19 protein-coding genes, 4 tRNA genes, 3 rRNA genes and 1 pseudogene (1 of these 27 cut by a window edge) are annotated in these 25,506 nt (G+C 30.6%); 20 read left to right on the top strand and 7 right to left on the bottom strand.

Going from position 1 to position 25,506, the window contains the following annotated elements; genetic code table 11:
- From DIC82_03170 to DIC82_03125, 10 genes are all read left to right on the top strand, one after another.
- A 23S ribosomal RNA gene (locus tag DIC82_03170) occupies positions 1–2,505 on the top strand; it begins 409 nt to the left of the window's first position.
- Between the two features lie 68 nt (positions 2,506–2,573).
- A 5S ribosomal RNA gene (rrf, locus tag DIC82_03165) occupies positions 2,574–2,690 on the top strand.
- Between the two features lie 46 nt (positions 2,691–2,736).
- Positions 2,737–2,813 (top strand) — tRNA-Met (locus DIC82_03160).
- A gap of 1 nt (position 2,814) precedes the next feature.
- A tRNA-Ala gene (locus DIC82_03155) sits at positions 2,815–2,890 on the top strand.
- A 330-nt stretch (positions 2,891–3,220) separates the two neighbouring features.
- Positions 3,221–3,658 (top strand): hypothetical protein, encoded by a 438-nt coding sequence (locus DIC82_03150; protein AWK50144.1) that lies wholly within the window; start codon positions 3,221–3,223, stop codon positions 3,656–3,658.
- Between the two features lie 165 nt (positions 3,659–3,823).
- Positions 3,824–4,294, top strand: coding sequence for a hypothetical protein (locus DIC82_03145; GenBank protein AWK50143.1), 471 nt, complete (start codon positions 3,824–3,826; stop codon positions 4,292–4,294).
- A gap of 733 nt (positions 4,295–5,027) precedes the next feature.
- Positions 5,028–7,109 carry an elongation factor G gene (gene fusA, locus DIC82_03140; protein ID AWK53022.1) on the top strand — a complete coding sequence of 694 codons (2,082 nt, stop codon included), beginning with the start codon at positions 5,028–5,030 and terminating at the stop codon, positions 7,107–7,109.
- A 289-nt stretch (positions 7,110–7,398) separates the two neighbouring features.
- Complete coding sequence (locus DIC82_03135; protein ID AWK50142.1) at positions 7,399–7,650, top strand: hypothetical protein; 252 nt, start codon at positions 7,399–7,401, stop codon at positions 7,648–7,650.
- 76 nt (positions 7,651–7,726) lie between these two features.
- Positions 7,727–8,680, top strand: coding sequence for a glucokinase (locus tag DIC82_03130; protein ID AWK50141.1), 954 nt, complete (start codon positions 7,727–7,729; stop codon positions 8,678–8,680).
- Positions 8,681–9,263: 583 nt separating this feature from the next.
- A complete protein-coding gene (locus DIC82_03125) occupies positions 9,264–10,499 on the top strand; it encodes a competence/damage-inducible protein A (GenBank protein ID AWK50140.1) in 1,236 nt (411 codons plus the stop codon).
- Positions 10,500–10,897: 398 nt separating this feature from the next.
- Here the strand turns inward: DIC82_03125 and DIC82_03120 are convergent, their stop codons facing one another.
- The gene (locus DIC82_03120) at positions 10,898–11,467 is read right to left on the bottom strand and encodes an NAD-dependent protein deacylase (protein ID AWK53021.1); all 570 of its coding nucleotides are present in this window, start codon (positions 11,465–11,467) and stop codon (positions 10,898–10,900) included.
- An 85-nt stretch (positions 11,468–11,552) separates the two neighbouring features.
- Positions 11,553–12,290 carry an NAD-dependent protein deacylase gene (locus DIC82_03115; GenBank protein ID AWK50139.1) on the bottom strand — a complete coding sequence of 246 codons (738 nt, stop codon included), beginning with the start codon at positions 12,288–12,290 and terminating at the stop codon, positions 11,553–11,555.
- 343 nt (positions 12,291–12,633) lie between these two features.
- On the opposite strand from DIC82_03115, the pseudogene DIC82_03110 reads away from it, so the two are divergent.
- The 4 genes and pseudogenes from DIC82_03110 to DIC82_03095 all read left to right on the top strand — a co-directional run bounded on the left by DIC82_03110 (position 12,634) and on the right by DIC82_03095 (position 14,193).
- Positions 12,634–12,762: pseudogene (locus tag DIC82_03110) on the top strand (acetyltransferase).
- A 355-nt stretch (positions 12,763–13,117) separates the two neighbouring features.
- Positions 13,118–13,624, top strand: coding sequence for a hypothetical protein (locus DIC82_03105; protein ID AWK50138.1), 507 nt, complete (start codon positions 13,118–13,120; stop codon positions 13,622–13,624).
- 371 nt (positions 13,625–13,995) lie between these two features.
- Positions 13,996–14,112, top strand: a 5S ribosomal RNA gene (gene rrf, locus DIC82_03100).
- A gap of 5 nt (positions 14,113–14,117) precedes the next feature.
- A tRNA-Phe gene (locus DIC82_03095) sits at positions 14,118–14,193 on the top strand.
- A gap of 246 nt (positions 14,194–14,439) precedes the next feature.
- Here the strand turns inward: DIC82_03095 and DIC82_03090 are convergent.
- Entirely contained in the window at positions 14,440–14,850 is a 411-nt protein-coding gene (locus DIC82_03090; protein AWK50137.1) for a DUF3785 domain-containing protein, read from the bottom strand.
- A 163-nt stretch (positions 14,851–15,013) separates the two neighbouring features.
- Positions 15,014–15,691 (bottom strand): uracil-DNA glycosylase, encoded by a 678-nt coding sequence (locus DIC82_03085; GenBank protein ID AWK50136.1) that lies wholly within the window; start codon positions 15,689–15,691, stop codon positions 15,014–15,016.
- A gap of 196 nt (positions 15,692–15,887) precedes the next feature.
- Between DIC82_03085 and DIC82_03080 the strand changes: the two genes are divergently transcribed.
- Positions 15,888–16,634 carry a peptidylprolyl isomerase gene (locus tag DIC82_03080; GenBank protein ID AWK50135.1) on the top strand — a complete coding sequence of 249 codons (747 nt, stop codon included), beginning with the start codon at positions 15,888–15,890 and terminating at the stop codon, positions 16,632–16,634.
- A gap of 461 nt (positions 16,635–17,095) precedes the next feature.
- Here DIC82_03080 and DIC82_03075 read toward each other — a convergent pair whose 3' ends face one another.
- Together DIC82_03075 and DIC82_03070 are read right to left on the bottom strand one after the other, a co-directional pair.
- Positions 17,096–17,740, bottom strand: coding sequence for an HAD family hydrolase (locus DIC82_03075; GenBank protein ID AWK50134.1), 645 nt, complete (start codon positions 17,738–17,740; stop codon positions 17,096–17,098).
- Between the two features lie 74 nt (positions 17,741–17,814).
- Positions 17,815–17,890, bottom strand: a tRNA-Pro gene (locus tag DIC82_03070).
- A 318-nt stretch (positions 17,891–18,208) separates the two neighbouring features.
- Here DIC82_03070 and DIC82_03065 point away from each other — a divergent pair.
- From DIC82_03065 to rsmI, 3 genes are all read left to right on the top strand, one after another.
- The gene (locus tag DIC82_03065) at positions 18,209–19,450 is read left to right on the top strand and encodes a glycoside hydrolase (GenBank protein ID AWK50133.1); all 1,242 of its coding nucleotides are present in this window, start codon (positions 18,209–18,211) and stop codon (positions 19,448–19,450) included.
- 319 nt (positions 19,451–19,769) lie between these two features.
- Positions 19,770–20,519 (top strand): SAM-dependent methyltransferase, encoded by a 750-nt coding sequence (locus tag DIC82_03060; GenBank protein ID AWK50132.1) that lies wholly within the window; start codon positions 19,770–19,772, stop codon positions 20,517–20,519.
- 1 nt (position 20,520) lies between these two features.
- Positions 20,521–21,366 (top strand): 16S rRNA (cytidine(1402)-2'-O)-methyltransferase, encoded by an 846-nt coding sequence (rsmI, locus tag DIC82_03055; protein AWK50131.1) that lies wholly within the window; start codon positions 20,521–20,523, stop codon positions 21,364–21,366.
- 158 nt (positions 21,367–21,524) lie between these two features.
- Here rsmI and DIC82_03050 read toward each other — a convergent pair whose 3' ends face one another.
- Entirely contained in the window at positions 21,525–21,776 is a 252-nt protein-coding gene (locus tag DIC82_03050; protein ID AWK50130.1) for an AbrB family transcriptional regulator, read from the bottom strand.
- Between the two features lie 563 nt (positions 21,777–22,339).
- Between DIC82_03050 and DIC82_03045 the strand changes: the two genes are divergently transcribed.
- Together DIC82_03045 and DIC82_03040 are read left to right on the top strand one after the other, a co-directional pair.
- Positions 22,340–22,930 carry a hypothetical protein gene (locus tag DIC82_03045; protein AWK50129.1) on the top strand — a complete coding sequence of 197 codons (591 nt, stop codon included), beginning with the start codon at positions 22,340–22,342 and terminating at the stop codon, positions 22,928–22,930.
- A gap of 210 nt (positions 22,931–23,140) precedes the next feature.
- Complete coding sequence (locus DIC82_03040; GenBank protein ID AWK50128.1) at positions 23,141–25,426, top strand: ATP-dependent helicase; 2,286 nt, start codon at positions 23,141–23,143, stop codon at positions 25,424–25,426.
- The last annotated feature ends 80 nt before the right edge of the window (positions 25,427–25,506 follow it).

Raw genomic sequence — 25,506 nt, 5'->3', positions numbered from 1 at the left:
CCACGAGACACGTGAAACCTTGTGGGAAGCAGGGAGGACCACCTCCCAAGGCTAAATACTACCTGATGACCGATAGTGAAGCAGTACCGTGAGGGAAAGGTGAAAAGAACCCCGGGAGGGGAGTGAAATAGAACCTGAAACCATATGCCTACAACCGATCAAAGCACCATATGTGTGTGATGATGTGCTTTTTGTAGAACGAGCCAACGAGTTACGGTATGTAGCGAGGTTAAGTACTTAAGGTACGGAGCCGAAGGGAAACCAAGTCTTAATAGGGCGACTAGTTGCATGCTGTAGACCCGAAACCGGGTGACCTATCCATGGCCAGGTTGAAGCGAGGGTAAAACCTCGTGGAGGACCGAACCACGTTGCTGTTGAAAAAGCATGGGATGAGCTGTGGATAGCGGAGAAATTCCAATCGAACTCGGATATAGCTGGTTCTCCTCGAAATAGCTTTAGGGCTAGCGTCGGAAAATGTGAGTAGTGGAGGTAGAGCACTGAATAGGCTAGGGGGCATAGCGCTTACCGAACCTTATCAAACTCCGAATGCCATATACTATCAGTCCGGCAGTCAGACTGTGAAAGATAAGTTCCATGGTCAAAAGGGAAACAGCCCAGATCGTCAGCTAAGGTCCCAAAGTGTAAGTTAAGTGGAAAAGGATGTGGGATTTCTAAGACAACTAGGATGTTGGCTTAGAAGCAGCCACTCATTAAAAGAGTGCGTAATAGCTCACTAGTCAAGAGATCCTGCGCCGAAAATGTCCGGGGCTCAAACTTACCACCGAAGCTACGGGTTCACAATTTATTGTGAGCGGTAGAGGAGCGTCGTAATCGGGCTGAAGTCGTACCGTAAGGAGCGGTGGACTGATTACGAGTGAGAATGTTGGCATTAGTAGCGAGATGTAAGTGAGAATCTTACAGGCCGAATATCTAAGGTTTCCTGAGTAAAGTTTGTCTTCTCAGGGTTAGTCGGGACCTAAGGCGAGGCCGAAAGGCGTAGTCGATGGACAATTGGTTGATATTCCAATACCACTACAATCGTTATTATCGATGGTGTGACGGAGAAGGATAGGATGTGCTAGCTATTGGATGCTAGTCTAAGCGTTTAGGGAGTTAGGATAGGCAAATCCGTTCTAACAATTCTGAGGCGTGATGGGGAAGGTTCTACGGAACCGAAGTATCTGATTCCATGCTTCCAAGAAAAGCATCTAGAAAGAGAAGTAGTGCCCGTACCGCAAACCGACACAGGTAGATGAGGAGAGAATCCTAAGGCCGACGGAAGAATTGCAGTTAAGGAACTAGGCAAATTGACCCCGTAACTTCGGGAGAAGGGGTGCCTGCAGCAATGCAGGCCGCAGAGAATAGGCACAAGCAACTGTTTAACAAAAACACAGGTCTCTGCTAAAGCGTAAGCTGATGTATAGGGGCTGACGCCTGCCCGGTGCTGGAAGGTTAAGGGGAATGCTTAGCGGTAACGCGAAGGTGTGAACTTAAGCCCCAGTAAACGGCGGCCGTAACTATAACGGTCCTAAGGTAGCGAAATTCCTTGTCAGGTAAGTTCTGACCCGCACGAATGGCGTAATGACTTGTGCACTGTCTCAACTGCAAATCCGGCGAAGTTGTAGTGCGAGTGAAGATGCTCGCTACCCGCGATTGGACGGAAAGACCCCGTAGAGCTTTACTGTAGCTTAGCATTGAATTTCGGTATTGTCTGTACAGGATAGGTGGGAGACTGGGAAACCAGAGCGTCAGCTTTGGTGGAGTCGTTGTTGGGATACCACCCTGATAGTATTGAAGTTCTAACTGGATGCCATGAAACTGGTGACAGGACATTGTTAGGTGGGCAGTTTGACTGGGGCGGTCGCCTCCTAAAATGTAACGGAGGCGCCCAAAGGTTCCCTCAGAACGGTCGGAAATCGTTCGAAGAGTGCAAAGGCAGAAGGGAGCCTGACTGCGACACCTACAAGTGGAGCAGGGACGAAAGTCGGGCTTAGTGATCCGGTGGTACCTCGTGGGAGGGCCATCGCTCAACGGATAAAAGCTACCTCGGGGATAACAGGCTGATCTCCCCCAAGAGTTCACATCGACGGGGAGGTTTGGCACCTCGATGTCGGCTCGTCGCATCCTGGGGCTGAAGTAGGTCCCAAGGGTTGGGCTGTTCGCCCATTAAAGCGGCACGCGAGCTGGGTTCAGAACGTCGTGAGACAGTTCGGTCCCTATCCGTCGCGGGCGTAGGAAATTTGAGAGGAGCTGTCCTTAGTACGAGAGGACCGGGATGGACTGACCTATGGTGTACCAGTTGTTTCGCCAGAAGCATAGCTGGGTAGCTAAGTCGGGAATGGATAAACGCTGAAAGCATCTAAGTGTGAAGCCAACCTCAAGATTAGATTTCCCATAGCGTAAGCTAGTAAGACCCCTTGAAGACTACAAGGTTGATAGGTCAGAGGTGTAAGTATGGTAACATATTTAGCTGACTGATACTAATAGGTCGAGGGCTTGACCAATATATAATCAAGTTGTAAAATATACATTAACATCTATATGCAATTTTGAAAGAACAAATCTTTCGAAAATCTCGTGACGATGGCATAGAGGTAACACTCCTTCCCATTCCGAACAGGACAGTTAAGGTCTATAGCGCCGATGGTACTGCACGGGTGACTGTGTGGCAGAGTAGGACGTTGCGAGGTATTCTTGTAGAATACAAGATTTTTCAGTTAAAGATTATTAGTTAACGGATCTTTAGCTCAGTTGGTTAGAGCAACCGGCTCATAACCGGTAGGTCTAGGGTTCGAGTCCCTGAAGGTCCACCATGGGGGTTTAGCTCAGTTGGGAGAGCACCTGCCTTGCACGCAGGGGGTCAAGGGTTCGAATCCCTTAATCTCCACCATTAGAAACTATGAATTGTAATTCATAGTTTTTTTGCTATTTAATAAATTATAAGAGTTAAGTAAAATTTACTAAGAAATTATGATTAAATTTATTTTTCAGTTATATCTAAAATGCAGTAATTCTAAGTTTGTAATTAAGTTTGAGTTACATCAATGTAGAAAATGTAGAACTAACTCATAAAATGAATTAAAAATACTAATTATTAAAGTGTACAATAGAGAAATTATAATATATAATTTAGATGTAAAATATATACAAAAATGTAATTTTAATATTTAACTTATAGTTAGATATATAAACAAAAAATTATATTATGAGAGGTAGGATTATGGTACAAACTGTTGTCTGCAAAAAAGATGGATGTAGCGGTAATGAATTTCATATAGTAACAGAAGATAATCAGTTAAAATTAGCATGTAAGGATTGTGGAAGTACTTATTACTATGATGTAAGTTATTATGAATTTGTGATGTTATCAAGTTGTAAAAAGTGTAATAATGATACATTTAAAGTATTTAACAATTTAGAAAAACAAGGTATATATGCAAAGTGCACTAAATGTGGATATCCTCCAGAAAAAGTATTTATTGATGATGAGGGTATACAAGTAACATATGAAGCAAAACTAATGCAGGATATGAAACAAATCATGTATAAAATTGACCAAAGAATTTGTAATTTGGAGATGAAAGTTGATGGATTAGAAAAGGGGCAAGAATTATTAGAAGAATCTCTTGCGTATATAAATAGATATATGTCCGAATAGAGTGAATTTTAGCTTTAGGTGGAGGTTATATACATCTGAAGCTAAACTTATATTTTCAAGGAGGCCCATCATTAAGGTTAAGAATGACTAGATATCAGATGAAATGCCCATAGATACTCAAAGCTAAAATTGGCTAATAAAATTATAAAGTAGATGAGGAAGAATATGAAAAACAAAAGAGTAGTTATTTATTGGATTTTATTAATTATTTGGATGATTGGAATAGCTATCATGTCAAATCAACCAGCAAGTATATCAGATTCTCAAAGTGGTGGTGTAATAGAGATGCTTTCTAGAATTGGAATAGATATGAACAATATTTTTGGGCAATTTGCTAACTTTATTGTTAGAAAATGTGCACATTTTCTTGAATATATGATTTTAGCATTACTTGTTTCAAATGTTTTAAAATTATATTTTAATATGAAGCAAGTTGTTATTATAACAATAATATTCATATTTCTTTATGCTTGTTCTGATGAGGTGCATCAATTATTTGTTCCAGGAAGAGAAGGAGCAATTCGAGATGTAATAATTGATACTTGTGGAGGCACTGCTTTAGTATTAATCAAATTATTTGTCACTCACTTAAAAAGATCTGATATTCAAAATAAAGACCTGACAAAATTAAAATAAAAAATTGATCTAAAAGCTAATCGACTCACGCATTCGATTAGCTTTTTTCGCTTTCTAACGAATTATAACCCACTAATACAAATTAAAAGGTTTGAATAAATATCAGGAAAAGCTACCTTAAACTAGATAGATATAGCAGTAAAATTTGAACCAAATCAAGCTATATAAATGGATTTCTAGACACACAGAACTATTTAGGTAATTTAACTACCACCAGTGGATTACTATACAAACTATTGAAATAAACTAAACAATTACTATAAAGAAGAAAAAAATTAGTAAGGAAATTAAGATAAATTTAATATTATCTTTTATATTAAAATATTTTAATATTATGATTAATGTAAGAATATATATTATATTATAGATTATAGTTAAATGGTGAGTTTTAAATATAGAGTCTATAAACGCTTTGCTGATTGAAGTAGTAATAATTAAATATCAACCAACAATAGTTATAAGTTTGTCCCTCAGTAATTTAAATTCAACACTTAAAATAATAAAATCCAATAGGTAAAATGAGAATATTTTTTCTAATTACTACATTAAAATTTAAATAGTAATTAGAAAATTTGCGAATGAATAAATATTTAATATGAGTTTTCAGAAAATTAAGAAAATTAAGAGGGTTTTAGAAAAATAAATAGAATTATTATTAATAAAATATAGTATTATAAGGCGAAAGGCAGGTGAAAGCCAGCTTCTAAGGTGACTTAAGGGTTTGGCAGAGTTCATGAAAGATTATAGTATTAAAAATTTAAGAAATATAGGATTAATGGGACATAACGGAACAGGAAAAACATCTTTAGCAGAAAGTATTTTATATTATTCAAAAATAACAGATAGGTTAGGAAAGATTGATGATGGTACTACTGTTTTAGATTTTGATGCAGAAGAGAAGAAAAAACAATTTTCTATTTCACTTTCAGTAGCTCCAATTGAATTAGATCATGTTAAAATAAATCTTATAGATATTCCAGGTTACGCTGATTTCCAAGGTGAATGTATTGAAGGAATGAGAGCTGTAGATGTAGGTATGATAGTTGTTAGTGGAGTTTCAGGAATAAAAGCTGGAACTGAAAGAGCATGGGAATATTGTAATAAAATTAAACTGCCTAGAACGATTTTTATAAATAAATTAGATAGAGAAAATGCAAGCTTTGATAAGGTGCTAGTTTCTCTTAAAGATAAGTTTGGAATAAGTGTAGTTCCTATTCAATATCCAATAGGAGAAGAAGATAATTTTAAGGGAGTAATAAATATTATATCTAAGCAAGCTAGAATATATGATGTGAAAACAAAGAAAATAGAGATATTAGATATACCTAAAGAATTAATGGATGAAGTTGAAAAGTGTAAAAGAATGATTATGGAAGCTGTAGCTGAAACAGATGAAACTTTACTTGATAAATATTTTAATGAAGGTGAATTAAGTGATGAAGAAATATATAAAGGATTAATAAGTGGATGTGCTAGCGGAGATATTGCACCTGTTATGTGTGGAAGTGCAACTAAAATCATAGGAATGGATTCTTTAATTGATGATATAGTAGAATGTTTTCCTTCACCAGAATATGCGATTCCACAAAAAGCTTTAGATATTGTAAATGATGAAGAGATTTTCATAAATCTTGACCAAGACAAACCTTTTTCAGCATTGATATTTAAAACTATTGCAGATCCATTTGTAGGAAAAATATCGTTCTTTAGGGTTATAACAGGAGAAGCAAAGGAAGATATGACAGTATTAAATGTTAATAAGGATAAGAATGAAAAACTTGCTCATATTTGTTTTATCAGAGGTAAGACACAAATACCAGCTAAAAGTATTATTGCAGGGGATATAGGTGCAATTTCTAAATTGCAATATACAAGTACAGGAGACACATTAGCTAGTCCAAATTTTAAAATTATGTATGATAAGATGAATTTCCCAAAAGCAGTTTGCTCTATGGCTGTAATACCACAAGCTAAGGGGGATGAAGAAAAGATATCTCAAGCATTAAATAAGTTAAAAGAAGAGGATCCTGTTTTTGAAATATCTAGAGATATAGAAAATGCAGAAATTATTATTTCGGGACTAGGTGAAACTCATATTAACATAATTGCAAGTAAAATAAAAAGTAAATTTGGTGTGGATGTAGTATTAGATTTGCCTAAGGTTCCCTATAAAGAAGCTATAAAAGGCTTTGCAGATGTACAAGGAAAACACAAAAAACAGTCTGGTGGACATGGTCAATATGGAGATGTTGTTATTAAGTTTGAACATAGAGGTGATGATGTAGAAGATTTAGAATTTATAGACAATGTTGTTGGTGGTGCAGTTCCAAGAAACTTCATACCAGCCGTGGAAAAGGGATTAAGAGATTGTATATCACATGGAGTTTTAGCTGGCTGCCCAGTTATAGGACTTAGAGCAACTCTTCATGATGGATCATATCATGCTGTGGATTCGTCTGAAATGGCATTTAAAATGGCTGCATCTATAGCTTACAAAAAAGGCCTTGAACAAGCTAATCCAATTCTATTAGAGCCTATAATGAAAGTAGAAGTTATATTACCCAATGAATATATGGGAGATGTAATAGCAGATATAAACAAAAAGAGAGGAAGAGTAATTGGAATGGAATCAGAAGGGGAGAAACAAAAGGTTACAGCTGAAGTTCCACTTGCAGAGGTTAGAAAGTATGCTACTGAATTACGATCATTAACTCAAGGTAGAGGAACATTCACAAAGGAAGTTATAAGGTATGAAGAAGTTCCAGAAGTAGAATTAGTAAAAGCTATAGAAAGTGTAAATAAATTAAGAAAATAAAAGTTTATATAATATATCCATTTAAATAAAGGTCATGCTTTTGATAAAATGTATGACCTTTATTTTTAGTTTCATATAATTTTAAATTATGAGTATACTTGGGAAATAGGAGAGATGTGAAATTTGTCTATTAACATTCTGAATTATTTATTTAAGATTAAACTTTATTTTAGTAAATTAGGGTAATTTTACATTAATAAGAATAGGATAAAATTACTTATACGAAGACATACTACTTTTAGGAATGTTATATAAATTTTAAAAAATACATTGCAAGGAGGATAAATTAATGTCAGATTATAGTATGAACATTAGTGGGAATATAGAATTAAGTGATTACAGTAATATATTTGATTATTTAAATATAATAGATAAAGATGATAATTTTGTAATAAGAATTAATAAAGATAACAAAGGAGAAATAGATGTAATCAACTCAATGCTTCAGGATAATAAATTTATTATTAACTATACACATTATGATGATTTTGGTAACTATTACATTAGCGCCAATAAATTATCTTCAAGAAATAATATTTAAAATACAGGTTTTATTAATATTACATAATATAGTATAATAGCTATTAGAATAAATTGAAATGAAGGAGAGTTATTTTATGCAAAATTATGTTGTAGGAGTAGATTTAGGAGGTACTAAGATAAGTACTGCATTATCTAATTTAAATGGAGAGGTAATAAGTCAAACAACAGTGCCAACAAATGCTAATGAAGGAGAAATTCCTGTACTTAATAGAATTATTGAATCCATAGAAAAAGTAATTAAGGATGGTTCAGTTACTTATGAAGAAATAAAGGGAATAGGAATAGGTTCACCAGGCCCTTTAGATGCAGAAAAAGGAACAATAATTTATACACCAAATCTTCCATTCAAAAACTTTAATTTAGTTGAACCATTAAATAAGAAGTTTGGGGTACCAGTATTTTTAGATAATGATGCAAACGTTGCAGCTATTGGAGAATATATGTTTGGAGCAGGAAAAGGCGCTAAACATGTAGTATTCTTTACAGTAAGTACTGGAGTAGGCGGAGGAGCTATTTTAAATGGAAAGGTATATAGAGGACATACTTCAAATGCTTTAGAAATTGGACATATGACAGTAGCACCAGATGGTCCAAGATGTAACTGTGGAAATATTGGTTGTGTAGAAGCAACATCATCAGGAACTGCAATTGCTAAAAGAGGACAAGAAGCATTAACTAGTAAAGTGGAAACTTCATTAAGAAAATATGAAACTGTTACTTCATATGAAGTATTTACAGAAGCTGCAGCAGGAGATCCAGTTTGTAAAGATATAATTGATAATGCATTAAATTACTTAGGAATAGCAGTAGCTAATGCAGTAGCAATTTTTGATCCAGAAATAATAATAATTGGTGGTGGAGTAGCAGCTGCAGGAGATATAGTTTTCGATACAGTAAGAAAAGTAGTTGATAAGAGATGTTTTAAATCTATGGCGGCATCAGTTAAAATCGTTCCAGCAGGATTAGGCACAAATGCAGGAGTAATAGGAGCAGTAGCATTAGCATTACTTGAAACAGAAGATAAATAATAATTTACTAAGGTCATAATCTTTTTAATTCCTATCTAAAGAGATGGGAATATTAGAATGGCTGGAAATAATATCAAGTGAAACTTGATTTAGGTGGGGTTTAATCCCCATCTGAATCTTAGTTGAACTTATCTAGGAGCGTGCAGCCGTTATCTTCCACTTTAAGAAGTGGGAGTGTTACGGATGCTAGCTATCAGATAAATTTTTAATAGTATGAATAAGCAGGAGTGATTATACATACAATAGAAGTATAGAAGCTCTCTTGCAATGAATTTTTTCTTCTCATACATATTACTAATTTAATTTTAAGTAAAGGCTTTTGTAAAAAACTTTTTGTTTTTTTATTATTTAAGTGTTTACTCAAAATACATTGAGATGAAAAAATTTTTTATATAAGCTATCTCTAAATTTAATTTAGAGATAGCGTATTATAAAAAAATAGACCTATTCAGTATTTTATTGAATAGGTCTTAAATTTTTATTGCATTGAAATAATTGACAATTAATTACTAATAAGCTAACATTGTTAAAAACATTTCAAAACAATTTTTTATAAACAAATAAAAAGAAGAAGGTAATAAAAATGAAAGCAGAAATTATAGCTATAGGAACAGAAATATTATTAGGAGACATAATTAATTCTAATGCTCAATATTTAGCACAGGAATTAGCAACCTTAGGAATAGATATGTATTATCAACAAGTGGTAGGAGATAATGAAAAAAGAATTGTACATGCTTTTGATGAGGCTTATAGCAGAAGTGATATTATAATAACAACAGGTGGTCTTGGACCGACCAATGATGATCTTACAAAAGAAGTTGCAGCAATGTATTTTAATAAAGAATTACTACCAGATGAAGAATCAATTAAAAAAATAAAAGATTATTTCAAATTCAGAGAAAGAAAAATGACTGAAAATAATTTAAAACAAGGGTTAATTCCAAAAGGAACTATTATTATAAATAATAATAATGGTACAGCACCAGGTGTAATCATAGAAGAAAATAATAAAATAATGATTATTTTACCGGGACCACCAAAGGAAATGAAGCCAATGTTTGAAGAGACAGTTAGACCTTATCTACAAAAAAAAGCTGATTCAATATTAGTATCTAAAATGATAAAAATATTAGGAATTGGAGAAAGTGCTGTGGCAGAAGAGGTTAAGGATTTGATGGAGGCTCAAACGAATCCGACCATTGCGCCTTATGCAAAAGAAGTAGGTGTAATGCTTAGAGTAACAGCAAAAGCTGAAAATGAAGAAGAAGCATTAAAATTAATAGCACCTATAGAAGAAGAAATTAAAAGAAGATTAGGTGATAATGTTTATGCAACAGAAGATATTGCCATAGAAGATGTTGTATGTAAGCTATTGATTCATAAAAAGCTTACAATATCTACAGCTGAATCATGTACAGGAGGAATGATAGCAAGTACCCTTATCAATTATCCTGGAATATCTGAAGTGCTTTTGGAAGGCGCTGTAACGTATTCTAATGAGGCTAAACATAATAGATTAGGTGTTAGGAATGAGACGCTAGAAAAATATGGAGCTGTAAGTGAAGAAACAGCAAGGGAAATGGCAATTGGAATTGCAAAGGCCTCTGGAACGGATGTAAGCATTGTTACAACAGGAATTGCAGGACCAGGAGGCGGAACTGAAGAAAAGCCTGTAGGATTAGTTTATGTAGGCGTGTATGTACAAGGCGAAGTAACAGTGAAAAAATGCATTTTTAATGGAAATAGAAACAGAGTTAGACTTCAAGCAACAATAACTGGGTTAGATATGCTTAGAAGAATTTTAATAAAAAAATAAGGCATACAGCGCGTATGAATATATCACTCATTTCTACTTTTAGATATACGAGTAAGTATAGTAAATATAATACTAACTATACATTAGAGGTTTGATATCTTCTATATATATAAATATTGTTCTAAATAAATATAAAATAAAAGTGCTGTAATTATGTCAAATCATTGAACATAGTTACAGCACTTAAATATTGTATATAAATAAAAATGGGGGAGAGGCGATTAAATATTGAAGTTAAATACTTCATTATTAGTTATTGCCAAATAAAATTCATTTATACATAAATTAAATTAAAAATTTTGTTTTATAATAAAACTATTACTGAACTACATGCTGCTAATTTGAAAGTGGGTAGTTAAGACACGAGTCCTATGCATTAATTAAAGACAAGTATTAAATTATTTTAATGCCTCATCTAAAACTTTACCAATAGAATCATGGATGACTAAATCAGCTTTAGAATCATAAGGAGTAGAACTCTTATTTATTAATATAAGATTTTTCCCTTTAAAATAATTTATAAGTCCAGCTGCAGGATAAACAGCAAGTGAAGTACCTCCAATAATTAATGTATATGCATGCTCAATGGCATTAACAGCTCCATTTATTACATTAGTGTCTAATCCTTCTTCGTATAAAACAACATCAGGCTTTACGGTTCCACCACATTTTGGACATTCAGGAATATCATCTGATTCTAATGTGAAATTTAAATCATAAAAAGTATGGCACTTAGTGCAATAATTTCTATGAATTGATCCATGGAGTTCATAAATATTTTTACTTCCAGCAGCGTTATGAAGGCCATCGATATTTTGAGTTACAACAGCTTTTAATTTACCCATTTCTTCTAATTTAGCTAGAGCTAAATTAGAAGAATTAGGCTTTGCATCAACATAAATCATTTTTTCTTTGTAAAACTTAAAAAAATCGCTTGTATGTCCCATAAAGAAAGTATGAGATAACATAACTTCCGGAGTATATTTTAGGCCGCTATCAGTTCTATATAATCGGTATGCCTGATTCAATGGAGAATAGAACGTAAACCCTCTTTTAAATTAGTTTCATAACGTCACTAAATACTTTTCCTATAGCATCATTAATAACTAAGTCAGCTTTGTTATCAGCAGAAGTTGTGCTTTTATTTATAAGAATAAGATTTTTACCTTTAAAATAGTTTATAAGTCCAGCAGCCGGATAAACTACAAGAGAAGTCCCACCTATTATTAAGGTATCAGCTTTAGAAATTGCATCTACTGCACCTCTAATTACATTATCATCTAAACCTTCCTCATAAAGAACTACATCTGGTTTAACAGTTCCCCCACATTTAGTGCAAGCAGGAGCTCCTTTAGATTCTATTATAAATTTTGCATCATAAAATTCGTGACACTTAGTACAGTAATTTCTATGGACAGATCCATGAAGTTCAAAAACATTTTTACTTCCAGCTGCTTGATGAAGCCCATCTATGTTTTGAGTTACTATAGCTTTTAATTTTCCCATTTCTTCAAGTTTAGCTAATGCCAAGTGAGCATCATTTGGTTTAGCATCTGGATATATAAGCTTTGACTTATAAAATCTAAAAAATTCTTGTGGGTATCTTATATAAAATGTATGTGAAACTAATTGTTCAGGAGTAAATGTAATATTCAGTTTTTCATTAAATAATCCATTTGAACTTCTAAAATCTGGAATACCGCTTTCGCAACTACAACCAGCACCGCCGAAGAATACTATATTGTTACTATCCTTTATAATTTGAGTTAAATTTTCTATTTTATTTTCCATAAAATAATCATCTCCAAAATACAATTTAATATCTTTATTATGGCATATTTTATAAAAAAATAAAATTATTTAAACATACTAAAAACATCATAGTTATATTCTTACGTTTAATCAACTATTATGATGTAATCAGTATCTTAATAATTAAAGAGTGCTTGAATTATGGAGATAGTTAGAAGGTATCCTTATGAGATAAAATAGATATTTTATTTAAGTTGTACAATACCATCTATCTAATGTAACTAGTTCAGAGTTGTAGTTTAAATATATCATATGAACGATATAAACAACTCAATAAATAGTAATTTGCTAAACTTTATATAAAAAAGAAATTTGAATATATGAATTAAATTCAGGATATAAAATACGGGAAGAGGTCAGAACTATTTTATTAAAAATTACTGGTAGTAAAATTGACAGTCCTGTACAAGTGTTATCACCATTTAACACAGGTTTTGGAGTTAATATTAGATAAGGTAAGGATGTATTTATCAATAGATCTTTTAATATATTTATTACCTATAATGTATGTATAAGGTGCCAATCAAGGTAGATATAGAGGTAAGATGATAAAATGATACACAGGTAAGATTTATTAGGAGATATTATGAAAATATGAGAAGTATTTTAAAGATGTGAATTCACATGAAGTGGTTTCTATTGTAGAAGAATTACTGGAAAGCTATTTCGCAAGCGAATGAAACACGTATCAAGGACAATAAATAACTTTAAAATTTTGTTCTTGATATGTAAATATTTTCGTGTATAATAAAAAATATAGCAAGAACAAAATAAAAAACAAAAAAGGTGTGTACGGAGGCGTAAATATGTATATTAAGATTGAAGAACCTATTTATTCATTAAATTATAGAATTATGCAGACATTAAGATTTAAAGGAAATAATGTAGATTTGACAACTTGTAAGCAGGAAATATTGAATGCTGTCAATTACTTTAATAAAGTAGTACAGACAGACGCACATAAGAATCCAAAACAGATATTTGCAGTAGATATTTTCCAAAATTGTATAGCAATTTTTCTGTCAACAAATAAGGCACAAGAGGAGCCTGCAAAGGGTTTACAGTTATTTTCGACATACTTCACTGATCATGATACATTAATAGGCCAGAGTGCAAGAAATAACAAGCTATTCGTGAAAGCAGATGATCCAGTGAAACTTGAAAAAATTGTTACTGATTATGATGTGGTAAAAATATTAGCAAATGTATTGTTGAATCCTGCTAATACAGGTAAATATTCATATGAAGCATTAAGAAGAGAAGAAGTTATAAGTCAGGTTTCAAATATTCTGTTTGAAGGATTGGCAGTATAGTTTTATACGTCAATTTATATTTACTGAAATTATTTTAGCTTAGATATGTCGAATCTTTCTTTACAAAGAACCTAAATATAAAATCAATATTTTATTTAAGAATAGCTGTAATGGCTATTCTTTTTTATTGTATTATTTAATTATCCAATGTCTTTTTAATGATATTACGAACGCGGTTGGATTAATAAAATTCCGTAACGGGAACTAATAATAACGATGATTATAATTTGCAATATATTAATTATAGTACAACGATTATCATTATATTTATTATAATTATGCCTAAATAAAAAAACTTTAAAGAGAAAATAAAAAGTATTTTAAAAAAGTTGTTGACATAACGTCAATATCTCGATATAATACTACTTGTATCTGGTGATGACGGCGTAGAGGTAACACTCCTTCCCATTCCGAACAGGACAGTTAAGGTCTACAGCGCTGATGGTACTGCACGGGTGACTGTGTGGAAGAGTAAGACGTTGCCAGGTAAGATGGCTCGATAGCTCAGTCGGTAGAGCAGAGGACTGAAAATCCTCGTGTCACTGGTTCGATTCCAGTTCGAGCCACCACAAAAAGCACTAACTTAAGTTAGTGCTTTTTTACTTTGATAGAATAAAAAAATGCAAAATTATATTTAAGGCTATCTCATTAGATTACTATTATGAGATAGCCTTAACTTATGGTTACAACTATTTTTTATAAAGTGATTCTTAGCTTCAGGTAGAGTTTCCTTAATATGAATACAATTTTATTAACCTGAAGGTTAGAAGAACTTATAACCTCAAGGGTCACAATGTGCCCATTGAGGTTATAAATCAAACGTCACATTGATCAACTTCTATTGAATAAGTACCGCAATTAGGACACACAGTTATATTAACTATATAACTATCATTAATCTTACCTAAACTGAATAATCTATTAAAAGATGTGCTTTTATATTCTTCGCTAAGAGTGTTTAATACATATTCATTATTTTTTGTATATACATAAAAGTGATATTCTAAGTAACGATAAGATTTATTTATTTGCTCTTGAGTATTACAAGAACAGCTACCAGCATAATATTCATTTGAGAAGTTCACTTCCTCGCCTTCATTTAAAGCATTTAATATTGTAGCTACAGATAAACCTGTAACTTCATTTTCAGAATCAAAAAAAATCCCTTCACAATTTTCTTCTGTTAGTACAAATTCTTTACCTTCGTAAACAAATTTATAATCCATAAATCACCAGCTCCTTAAATAGTTTAGACATATAATCAAGTATATACCTGATATTCTTTGAGTGTGTCTTGCAAATATTATACACCAAATATAAATAATGAGTGTTTCAAAAATTTATAATTATGTATGTAAATAAAAATAATTACTTTTATATAAGATTTATTTATATATTTTCAATTTGCCAATCAATTGGTGTTTGGTTAGTAGAAATTAAAAAATCATTTGTTTTTGAAAATGGTTTACTACCAAAGAATCCTCTGGATGCAGATAGTGGACTAGGATGAACTGATTTTATAATATGATGCTTTGGATTAGTAATTAAGCTAGTTTTTGAAATAGCATTATTACCCCAAAGGATAAATACTATAGGAGTCTCTTTGTCATTTAATACTTTAATAACTTTAGTTGTGAACTCCTCCCAACCTTTATTTCTATGAGAATTAGCTTCGCCACCTCTAACAGTAAGTACTGTGTTTAATAATAGTATTCCCTGATCAGCCCATTTTTTTAAGTAACCATTGTTTGGAATATAGCAACCTAAATCAGTATTTAACTCTTTATAAATGTTAACTAAAGATGGTGGAGTTTTTACACCTGGATTAACAGAAAAGCTTAGTCCATGTGCTTGATTTGGACCATGATAAGGATCTTGCCCTAATATTACAACTTTAACATTTTCATAAGGTGTAAAGTGTAATGCGTTAAAAAGATCATACATATTTGGATAAATAACATTAGAATTATATTCGCTTACTAAAAATTTTTTTAGTTTAATATAATAGTCTTTTTGGAATTCAGATTCTAAATAAATTTTCCAATCATTTTTTAATATTTCAGACATAACATCACCCAAGATTATTATAACATTTTATGACAAATTTATGTATAAGGCATCCTCAAAAAAAGCATTACTTATAAATTTTAAATTTATTTGATTATATTATTGTTAGAAGCGGTAGATACTGCTAAAATAAAAAGGTATATCAAATTTCAATTAAAATGAAATATAAAAATAATTATATAAAAGGAGAATTTACATGGAAAATAAAGTATTAGCAATTGCTGCAGGAAATGAAATAACAGAAAAAGACTTAAACACAATAATTTCAAGATACCCTCAAGAACAAAGAGGTGCATTACAAGGTGAAGACAAAAAGAAACAATTAGTAGAACAATTAATTTCATTTGAATTAATGAATAAGTTTGGAAAAGAAATAGAATTAGATAAGACACAAGAATATAAAGATGCTATAGAAAATATATCAAAAGAAGTTATAACTTCAATGGCAATAAATAAGATATTAGCTGATGTAACTGTAACTGATGAAGAAGTTAAAAAGTATTATGAAGATAATAAAGAAGCCTTTGGACAACCAGCAACAGTTTCTGCTAAACATATCTTAGTTGAGACTGAAGAAAAAGCTAAAAAAGCAAAAGAAGAAATTGCAAGTGGAACTTTATCTTTTGGTGATGCTGCAATGAAATACTCAACATGTCCATCAAATCAACAAGGCGGAAGTTTAGGCGAATTTTCAAGAGGAATGATGGTTCCAGAATTTGAAGATGCTGCGTTTACAGCAGAAATAGGAGTAGTAAGCGATCCAGTTAAGACTCAATTTGGATATCATTTAATAGTAGTAGACTCAAAAAATGAAGCGTCAGTTAAAAGCTTTGATGAAGTAAAAGATAGTGTTTTAAATCAATTATTACAAGAAAATCAACACACAAAATATGATCAAATATTAAAAGAATTAGAAGCTAAATATGGCGTAGAAAGAAAATAATAGTCTATATTAATACATATAATACGCCAAATGAAGGTCATGCATTTGTTCAGGTTACGTAAAGATTTAGTTGTGAATTTCTAATAGAAGAAGTTGTACCCAAAAGACTATCCTTAAAGGCAAGCGCTCACAGAGAAAGTTCGAAGAACGAAATGTAAAATGCCCACAAGGGGAAAGTTCAGGAGGCCAAATATAAAAGCTCTAAAGAGAAAGTTCTGCTGACCAAATGCAAGATTTGGAGCATCACTTTTTGGACCTTCACTTTTCGATTCTCACTTTTTAAACAAGCATTTTGGAACAACTTCTACTAAAGAGATATCTACAACGAAATCTTCAATGTAACACTTCCACAAAAGCAGGACCTTCATTTCTAATTAGGTATACTTATATGTATATGTTAAATTAAAAATTGATAAAATTAAATTAGTGATCATTAATGGTTGATGCAGTAAATATTGAATCTATAACAATTCTTCGAAAGAATGGATATATTTATCTGCATATTTAAGGAGATCTTCCTTAGAGTCCAAGCACTCAGTATCTTCAACTGCAATAACCTTCATATTAGCTGCTTTTGCGCCTTGTATAGCAGGTAATATATCTTCAAATACCAAGCAATCCTTTGGATGAATACCTAACTTGTTAGCAGCCAATAAGTATACATCAGGACAATCCTTTCCAGTAGAAACTTCATCAGTTGTTGTAATTGAATCAAAATAATCGTAGATTTCATTATTTTTCAAGCAAGCTTCAAGTAAAGGAATTGAATTGCTAGTAGCTAAGGCAATTTTTATTTTTAAAGATTTTAACATATTTAAAAAATCTTTTACACCCAATTTTAATTTAACATTATTAGAATAGTGATTAAATGCCATAGCGTGCCAATCTTCTGAAATTTTTTCAATTGAATCATCAAGATTAAATTTTTCTTTAAAATAAACAGCAGTTTGAGAAAAGCTCAAATGAACAATTTCGTTTCTTAAATTTTTAGGCATGGAATGACCTTTCATCCTAAGATAGTCAACATCAATTTGAGTCCAAACCCACATAGAATCAACTAGAGTACCATCTAAATCGAATATTGCACCTTTAATATCATTTAACATAAAGTACCTCCTAAATAATAAAAAAACTTAAGGATAATTCCTTAAGTTAAAACAAGTATAATTAATAATAGTTTTGGTCGGGGTGACAGGGATCGAACCTGCGACCTCATGGTCCCAAACCACGCGCGCTCCCAGCTGCGCTACACCCCGAAGATATATTTAATTATATATTCAAGGAATTTTCATGTCAAGGATTTTTCATATATATGATTAAATTATAAGTGTGAAATGGACTTTATTACAATGACTATTGGTTGTTCTATTCATATAAATGCTTATGAATACGTTATAATAACAAATATATAGCATGAGTTAGGATAAGAGGGGAATATGGACGATATACAGATAATAGGAGAATAAATTAATTTCTCGCCATATATACTAATTGTCCATTTTTAATTTAAGTGATATAATTGTAAAAGAATACAAAGGAATAGGGAGGGAAGGTTTTTTAAAGACCGATAATGAATGAAAAATAAAATTCTAGCTATTATGTTAGCAACCGTAATCGTTATAGGTACTTCTATACCTGCGTTTGCGACGCCGGATAATCAACAATTGAGTGATTCAAGACAGAAATATGCAGAAATTGAAAATAAAATAACAGATATTCAGAGTAAGATTTACGATTTAGATATACAAATAGAACCGCTACAATTAACAGTAGATAAGAATAAAAAAGAGATAATCAGTATTAACAAGGTTATTGATAATACTACGAAAGATATTGAACAATGTAAAAAAGAAATGAATACATTAGATTTAGCTTTGGGACAAAGAGTTAAAGCAATGTATATGTCAGGCGATTTAGAGTTCAGTTATTTAAATTTTATACTTGAATCAGAATCAACAAGTGATTTCTTTTCTAGAGCAGAGGCAGTAAGTAAAATCGTAGGAAAAGATAAAGCAGCTATAGAAGATGTTACTAGTAAAAAAGAAGAATTAAATAATAAAATGCAATCTTTAGAAGATAAAAAAGCCGAAATAGATCAACTTAACAAAGAAGTACAAGCTACTTTAGTTGATTTAGATGTAAAGAAGAAAGATCAAGAAATTTTGGTAAGCCAAGCTAAGGATGAAAAAAGTAAATTTGATTCACAATATCTATCACAATTAGAAAGAGATATTGTAAAATCTCAATATGATGTTATAAATAACTCGAATAGTTCAGCAGCAGAACTACAATCAGCTATTACTCAATTGAGAAATATTAGAGACAATCAAATTAAGAGTGAAATTGTTACTACAGAAATAAATGAAAAAATAGAGAACGCTAAAGTAGCATATTCGGTAAAGAAAGCAGCTGAGGTTAAAACAGTAACACCAAGTAGAGGGAAATCAGGTTCGTCAGTATCTGTACCATCGTCAGGAAATGCACAAGCAATTTTAAATGAAGCATATGCTCAATTAGGAAAGCCTTATGTGTATGGTGCAACAGGTTCGGCAAACTTTGACTGTTCAGGATTTACTCAATATGTGTATGAAAATGCAGCTGGAGTAGATATATCAAGAACAACATATTCACAAATCAATACTGGACAGGCTGTTAATCAAGGTGACCTTCAACCAGGTGATTTAGTATTTACACATGCAGGTCATGTTGGAATATATGTTGGAAATGGACAAATGATTCATGCACCACAAACTGGTGATGTAGTTAAAGTAGGACCAGTATATAGTTTTTATGCAGCAAGAAGAGTCCTTCGTTAGTGAACATAATAAATTAGTTGTTAAGGGATATTTAAAAAAATAACAAATAATATGTTTAATATCTGATTTTAATTTGTAGCCCTTCTGTTTAGATACAGAAGGGCTTTTGTATTTTAATTTATGTGTTATAATGTGAGATAAGTGAGAGTCCAAATCTTGTATTTGGTTACTCGAACTTATGCAAATTCGTTTAGAATTTGTATTCCTTCAGTTGGAGATTTACCTTCAAGAGGCCCTCTGAAGCTAAGTTTCACTTTATGAAGAAATATATTAAATTGGATTAAAATAGTACATGAGATTAAAGTAAAGGAAGAATAATGTGGATAGCAAATTGAAATACATAAAAGAAGATGAAACAATAGATGATTTACAACTTAAAAATTTGAATTTAATTCAAAAAAAAGATGGATTTAAATTTGGAATAGATGCTGTTTTATTATCAGATTTTGCGAATGTAAAAAATAAGCATAAAGTAATTGATTTATGTACAGGAACAGGAATAATTCCATTTTTAATATATGGTAAATATGAGCCGGAAATTGTATATGGATTAGAAATTCAAGAAGATATGGTTGAGATGGCTAAAAGAAGTGTAGAGTTAAATTCATTAGAGGAAAAAATTTTTTTCTTAAATGAAGATTTAAAAAACATAGAATTTTTAAAAAAGCTTGAGAAATTCGATGTTGTTACAGTAAATCCACCGTATAAGCTAAATAATGCAGGCATTATTAATCCAAATGATAAGTTAGCTATAGCTAGACATGAAATATTATGCAATTTAGAAGATGTAATTTCTGCTTCAAGAGTCCTATTAAAAGATAATGGAAGACTTTTTATGATACATAGACCTGAACGATTAGCAGATATATTTACTTTGATGAGAAAATATAAAATAGAACCCAAAAGAGTAAAAATGATACATCCTAAAATAGGGAAAGCCCCTAATATTGTATTAGTTGAAGGTCAAAGAGATGGTGGAGCATATTTGAAGTGGGAGGCTCCATTATATGTTTATGATGAGAATGGAAATTATACTAAGGAAATAGATTCAATATATTGGAGGACATGACATGAAAAATGGTAAATTATATTTAGTACCAACTCCTATTGGAAACTTAAAGGACATTACATTAAGAGCGTTAGAAACATTGAAAGAAGCTGATATGATAGCAGCAGAAGATACTAGACAGACATTAAAATTATTAAATCATTTCGAGATAAAAAAACCTTTGATAAGTTATCATAAGTTTAATGAGCAAAGCAAAAGCGATAAAATTATGGATTTACTTATGGAAGGGAAAAATATTGCATTAGTATCTGATGCTGGAACACCAGGAATATCAGACCCAGGAAGTGTTATAGTTGAAAGATGTATAGAAAAAATGATTGATTTTGAAGTACTTCCAGGAGCAACTGCTATAACTACAGCATTAGTTTACTCCGGATTAGATACAACTAAATTTTTATTTAGAGGTTTTTTACCTAGAGAAAATAAAGATCGAAAAATTGTAACTGATGAACTTCTGAAAAGTCAAGAAACACTGATATTTTATGAATCACCTCATAGATTAATAGATACGTTGAAATTTTTATTAGATACATTTGGAGATAGAAAGATTGCAGTATGTAGGGAATTGACTAAGATATATGAAGAAATATATAGAAATACTTTAAACCAAGCATTACTATATTTTACACAAAATAAACCTAGAGGAGAATTCGTGCTTGTATTAGAAGGTAAAAAGCTTGAGGACATAAAAGAAGAGAAAAAAGAAGCATGGATTAATTTATCTATTGAAGAACATATACTTAAATATATAAATGATGGTATAAATAAAAAAGATGCGATAAAGCTTGTAGCTAAAGAAAGAGAGTTGCCTAAAAGTGAAGTGTATAAATTTTCAATGAATATATAGTTAAGGTATATTCAAAAAGAAAAAAAGTCACAATATACATCGGATTTTGACTTTTTTTCTTTTATATTATGAACTTAAGAAGATAGCCTATCTCGAAAATGAGATAGGCTATCTTCTTAAGTATATAATTTATTTGATATTAAGTACATTAGACATTATTAAAAATTAGCAGAAGTTTTAATTTGTTCTAAACATTTAGTACAAATATTTTTTCCTCTATAGTTTATTACATCTCTTGCATCTCCACAGAATATACAAGCTGGTTCATATTTCTTTAAGATTATTTGCTCTCCATCTACATAAATTTCTAATGCATCTTTTTCTGCAATATCTAAAGTTCTTCTAAGTTCTATAGGAATAACTATTCTTCCTAGCTCGTCCACTCTTCTAACTACACCTGTTGATTTCATAAAAATTCCTCCTAATTCCACAATTCGACATTCTATAATGATATATTACCAAGCTTGTAATATAAAGTCAATAAAAACTTTACTTTAATTTATAAGAAATTACAAATTTCAACTTAAATAAACATCTTATATAAAATATACTACCATATTTTAGAAAAGTCAAGGGGGTTTATTTATAAATCACAAGATTAATTGCAACGCAGTAAATAAAGAAAATGGACCTTATATCAACAGATATAAGCCATAATTAACATTGGATTTTATGTTGGATTCTTAAATTATAAAAAAAATTTACAAATAAAAGCATAAAAAACAGCTAGTAAATTCTTTATCATAAAAGCAAATACTATATATAATAATGTCGATGAATTACATAAATTAGATATTTTTTAAAAATCAATTATATTTAAAAAAATATAAATATGTCGTATAATATTATTAATGTAAGCAATGAACAAATGTAGCAATAAAAATCTCTTTGATAATGTTTAGAATAACTTGTAATGGGTTGATAATTACTATATAATATATCTAGATAAAAGTGGAAAGTATAGGTGTATAAAATGGAGAGAAAATTTGATTCAGAATATATAAAGGAATTAGCAGAAGAATTGTCTAAGGGAAGTTTAGTTTCATATGAAGATCTTCCTAAATATGATTTATTTCTATCCCAAGTTATAGATTATTTAAATGATAAGTTTGTTGATGAAAAATTCACTAATAATATAGTACAAAATTATACTAAAAGTGAAGTTATAACTAAACCAGAGGACGGTAAAAAAAGAGGATATACTAAAATGCATTTAATACAGTTAGTATTGCTTAGTTATATGAGGCCACTTTTAACAACGGAAGAAATTAAAAAAGTTTTTAGACTTGCCTTTAATGAAGTTAATGATAGAAGTGATGATATATTATCATGGGAAGAAACTTATAAAACTTTCACACAAATACAAAAAGAAAGTTTAGATGATTATTTGATTACATCATTAAATCATGAAGACAAATTGGAAGAAATAATAAAGAACTTTGATTTGAAAGATAAAGACCAAGAAAGAATAAAAATTTTTCTATTAGTATTATCTTTAATAGCAGAAGCAAGTGTTATTAAGAAATTAGTACAGAAAATAGTAAAAGAGTATGATACAGAATAACTAAAATAAAATTATAAGATATATAGAAATATAATAAAATTAAAGCACTTATTAGATGGGTATTTGAAATGATACCGATTTAGTAAGTGTTTTATAAGTATTTAGAAAATTCTTGATGTACATGAAAGAAAATAACAAATCAAATAGACTATCATATTGACTTGTTATTTTTAAATGTATCTAAACTTGATTACAAAGAGGAATTAATTTATGAATAAAATTATTATAAGAGAATCTGTAAGAAATTTAGTTGAATTTTGCTTAAAGAAAGGTGATATAGACAATAGATTTGCAGGAAGTGCAAGAGCTACAGAGGGTATAAGAGCACATCAAAAACTTCAAGATGATAATTCCAATATTTATAAAAATTATGAAAAAGAAGTATATTTAACTTACGAATTTGAAATGGATAAAAGTTTAATAACTATTGAAGGACGATCAGACGGAATTATAATAGAGGAAGATAGAATCATAATTGAGGAAATTAAATCTACATATAAGAGCTTTGCATATATAGATGATTCAAATGAAGTACATTGGGCTCAAGCAAAAGTATATGCGTTAATTTATGGGAAACAAAATAAACTTCAGGAGATTTATATAAGATTATCTTATATGCAACTTGAAACAAGTGAAGTAAAAAGCTTTGAGAAAAAATTTAATATACAAGAATTAGAAAAGTTCACTTTAAAGATATTAGAGGAATATGAAGAATTTAATGTTTTAATATCTCAACAAAAAAGTATTAGGGACGATTCAATAAAAATTCTTAAGTTTCCATTTGAAAAATACAGAGAAGGTCAAAGAAAGTTAATTAACATATCATATCAAACTATAAAAGAAAAGGAAATGTTATTTGCTCAAGCACCAACAGGAATAGGTAAGACAATATCAACCATATTTCCAGCAGTAAAAGCATTAGGGCAAGGCATTGGAAAAAGGATTATATATTTGACAGCTAAAACTATAAATAAAGAAGTTGCGGAAGATACATTTGAAAAATTAAGACAAAAAGGATTGGAATTTAAGAGTATTACAATTACTGCAAAGGAAAAAATATGCATTAATGAGACTTTTGATTGCAATCCTGAAAGATGTATATATGCAAAAAATTACTATGGTAAGGTGAAAAATGTAATATCATATATTCTTAAGAATGAAGAAAGAATTTCCTCGGAAATATTGCGGAACTATGCTGAAAAATATAAAGTATGCCCTTTTGAACTCTCCTTAGATTTAAGTCTTTATTGTGATGGGATTATAGGTGATTACAATTATATTTTTGATCCAAGGGTATCATTAGGCAGAGTATTAGAAAGTAAGGGAAATATAGTTTTAATTGATGAAGCACATAATTTAATAGATAGAGCAAGAAATATGTATTCAGCATCATTATCCAAAAATCAGATAATTAAATGTAAAAAAATATCTAAAGGTAAACTTAATAAATTACATTCTGTATTAGATAAAATCAATAATTATTTTATTGATTTAAGAAATGAATGTGATCATAAAGAAGTGGAATGGTTTTATGAAAGAGAGTCACCTAAAGAATTAAACAAGTATTTACAACTCTACTTAAAAGAGAGTGAAGAAATTTTAGTAAGAGGAAATAAATTTGATGGTTATGAAGATATATTGCAACTGTATTTTGATGTAAATGCGTTTGTTTCTACTATGCAGCTATATGATGAAAATTATATAACTTGTATGGAAAAAGAGATTCAGGAACTTAAATTAACATTGTATTGTGTAAATACAGCTAAGAATTTAAAAGAATATTTATCAAAGTGTTATTCAGTGATTTTCTTTTCAGCAACTATATCTCCTATAAAATACTATATAAATATGCTTGGGGGGCATGATGCAACTTATAGATTAAAGCTTATATCACCATTTAAAAAAGAAAATCTAAAAGTTCATGTTAGTCCAATTAATATCAGATATACACATAGAAAAAGAACATTGGGATTTGTTAAAGACAAAATTTGTGATTTTACAAATGAGCAGATGGGAAACTACATAGTTTTTTCACCATCATATGCATATATGGAACTATTATGGGATGAAATGAGTAAGTTAAATCTAACAAAATTTGAACTTATAAAGCAAAAACAGAATATGAGTGAAAATGAAAAAAATGAATTTTTAAAGACATTTAAAACAAATAATAATTTACTAATGTTTTGTGTCTTAGGCGGTATGTTTTCGGAAGGTATAGACTTACCAGGAGAACAGCTAATAGGAGCTATAATTATAGGTGTAGGATATCCTATGATAGCTATGAAAAACGAAATAATAAAAGAATTTTATAAAGATGATGGTTATGATTATGCTTATGTATTCCCAGGTATAAATAAGGTACAACAAGCTGCAGGTAGAGTAATAAGAACTGAAACTGATACAGGCAGAGTTCTGCTTATTGATGATAGATATATAACTAATAAATATAAGATGCTACTACCAAATGAATGGTATCCTATAAATAAATATTGACAAGAATAAACTTAAGAAAACAAAAAGTTTATTTATCCATTTAAGTATGTTAAAATATTCATGTTAGTTTTATGAAACAA

Origin of the sequence: Clostridium beijerinckii, from assembly GCA_003129525.1 — a bacterium.
In the GTDB taxonomy this organism is placed as follows: Bacteria; Bacillota; Clostridia; order Clostridiales; family Clostridiaceae; genus Clostridium; species Clostridium beijerinckii_D.
Note: the sequence above shows the minus strand (reverse complement) of the source record. Positions and strands in the feature narration are given on the sequence as shown.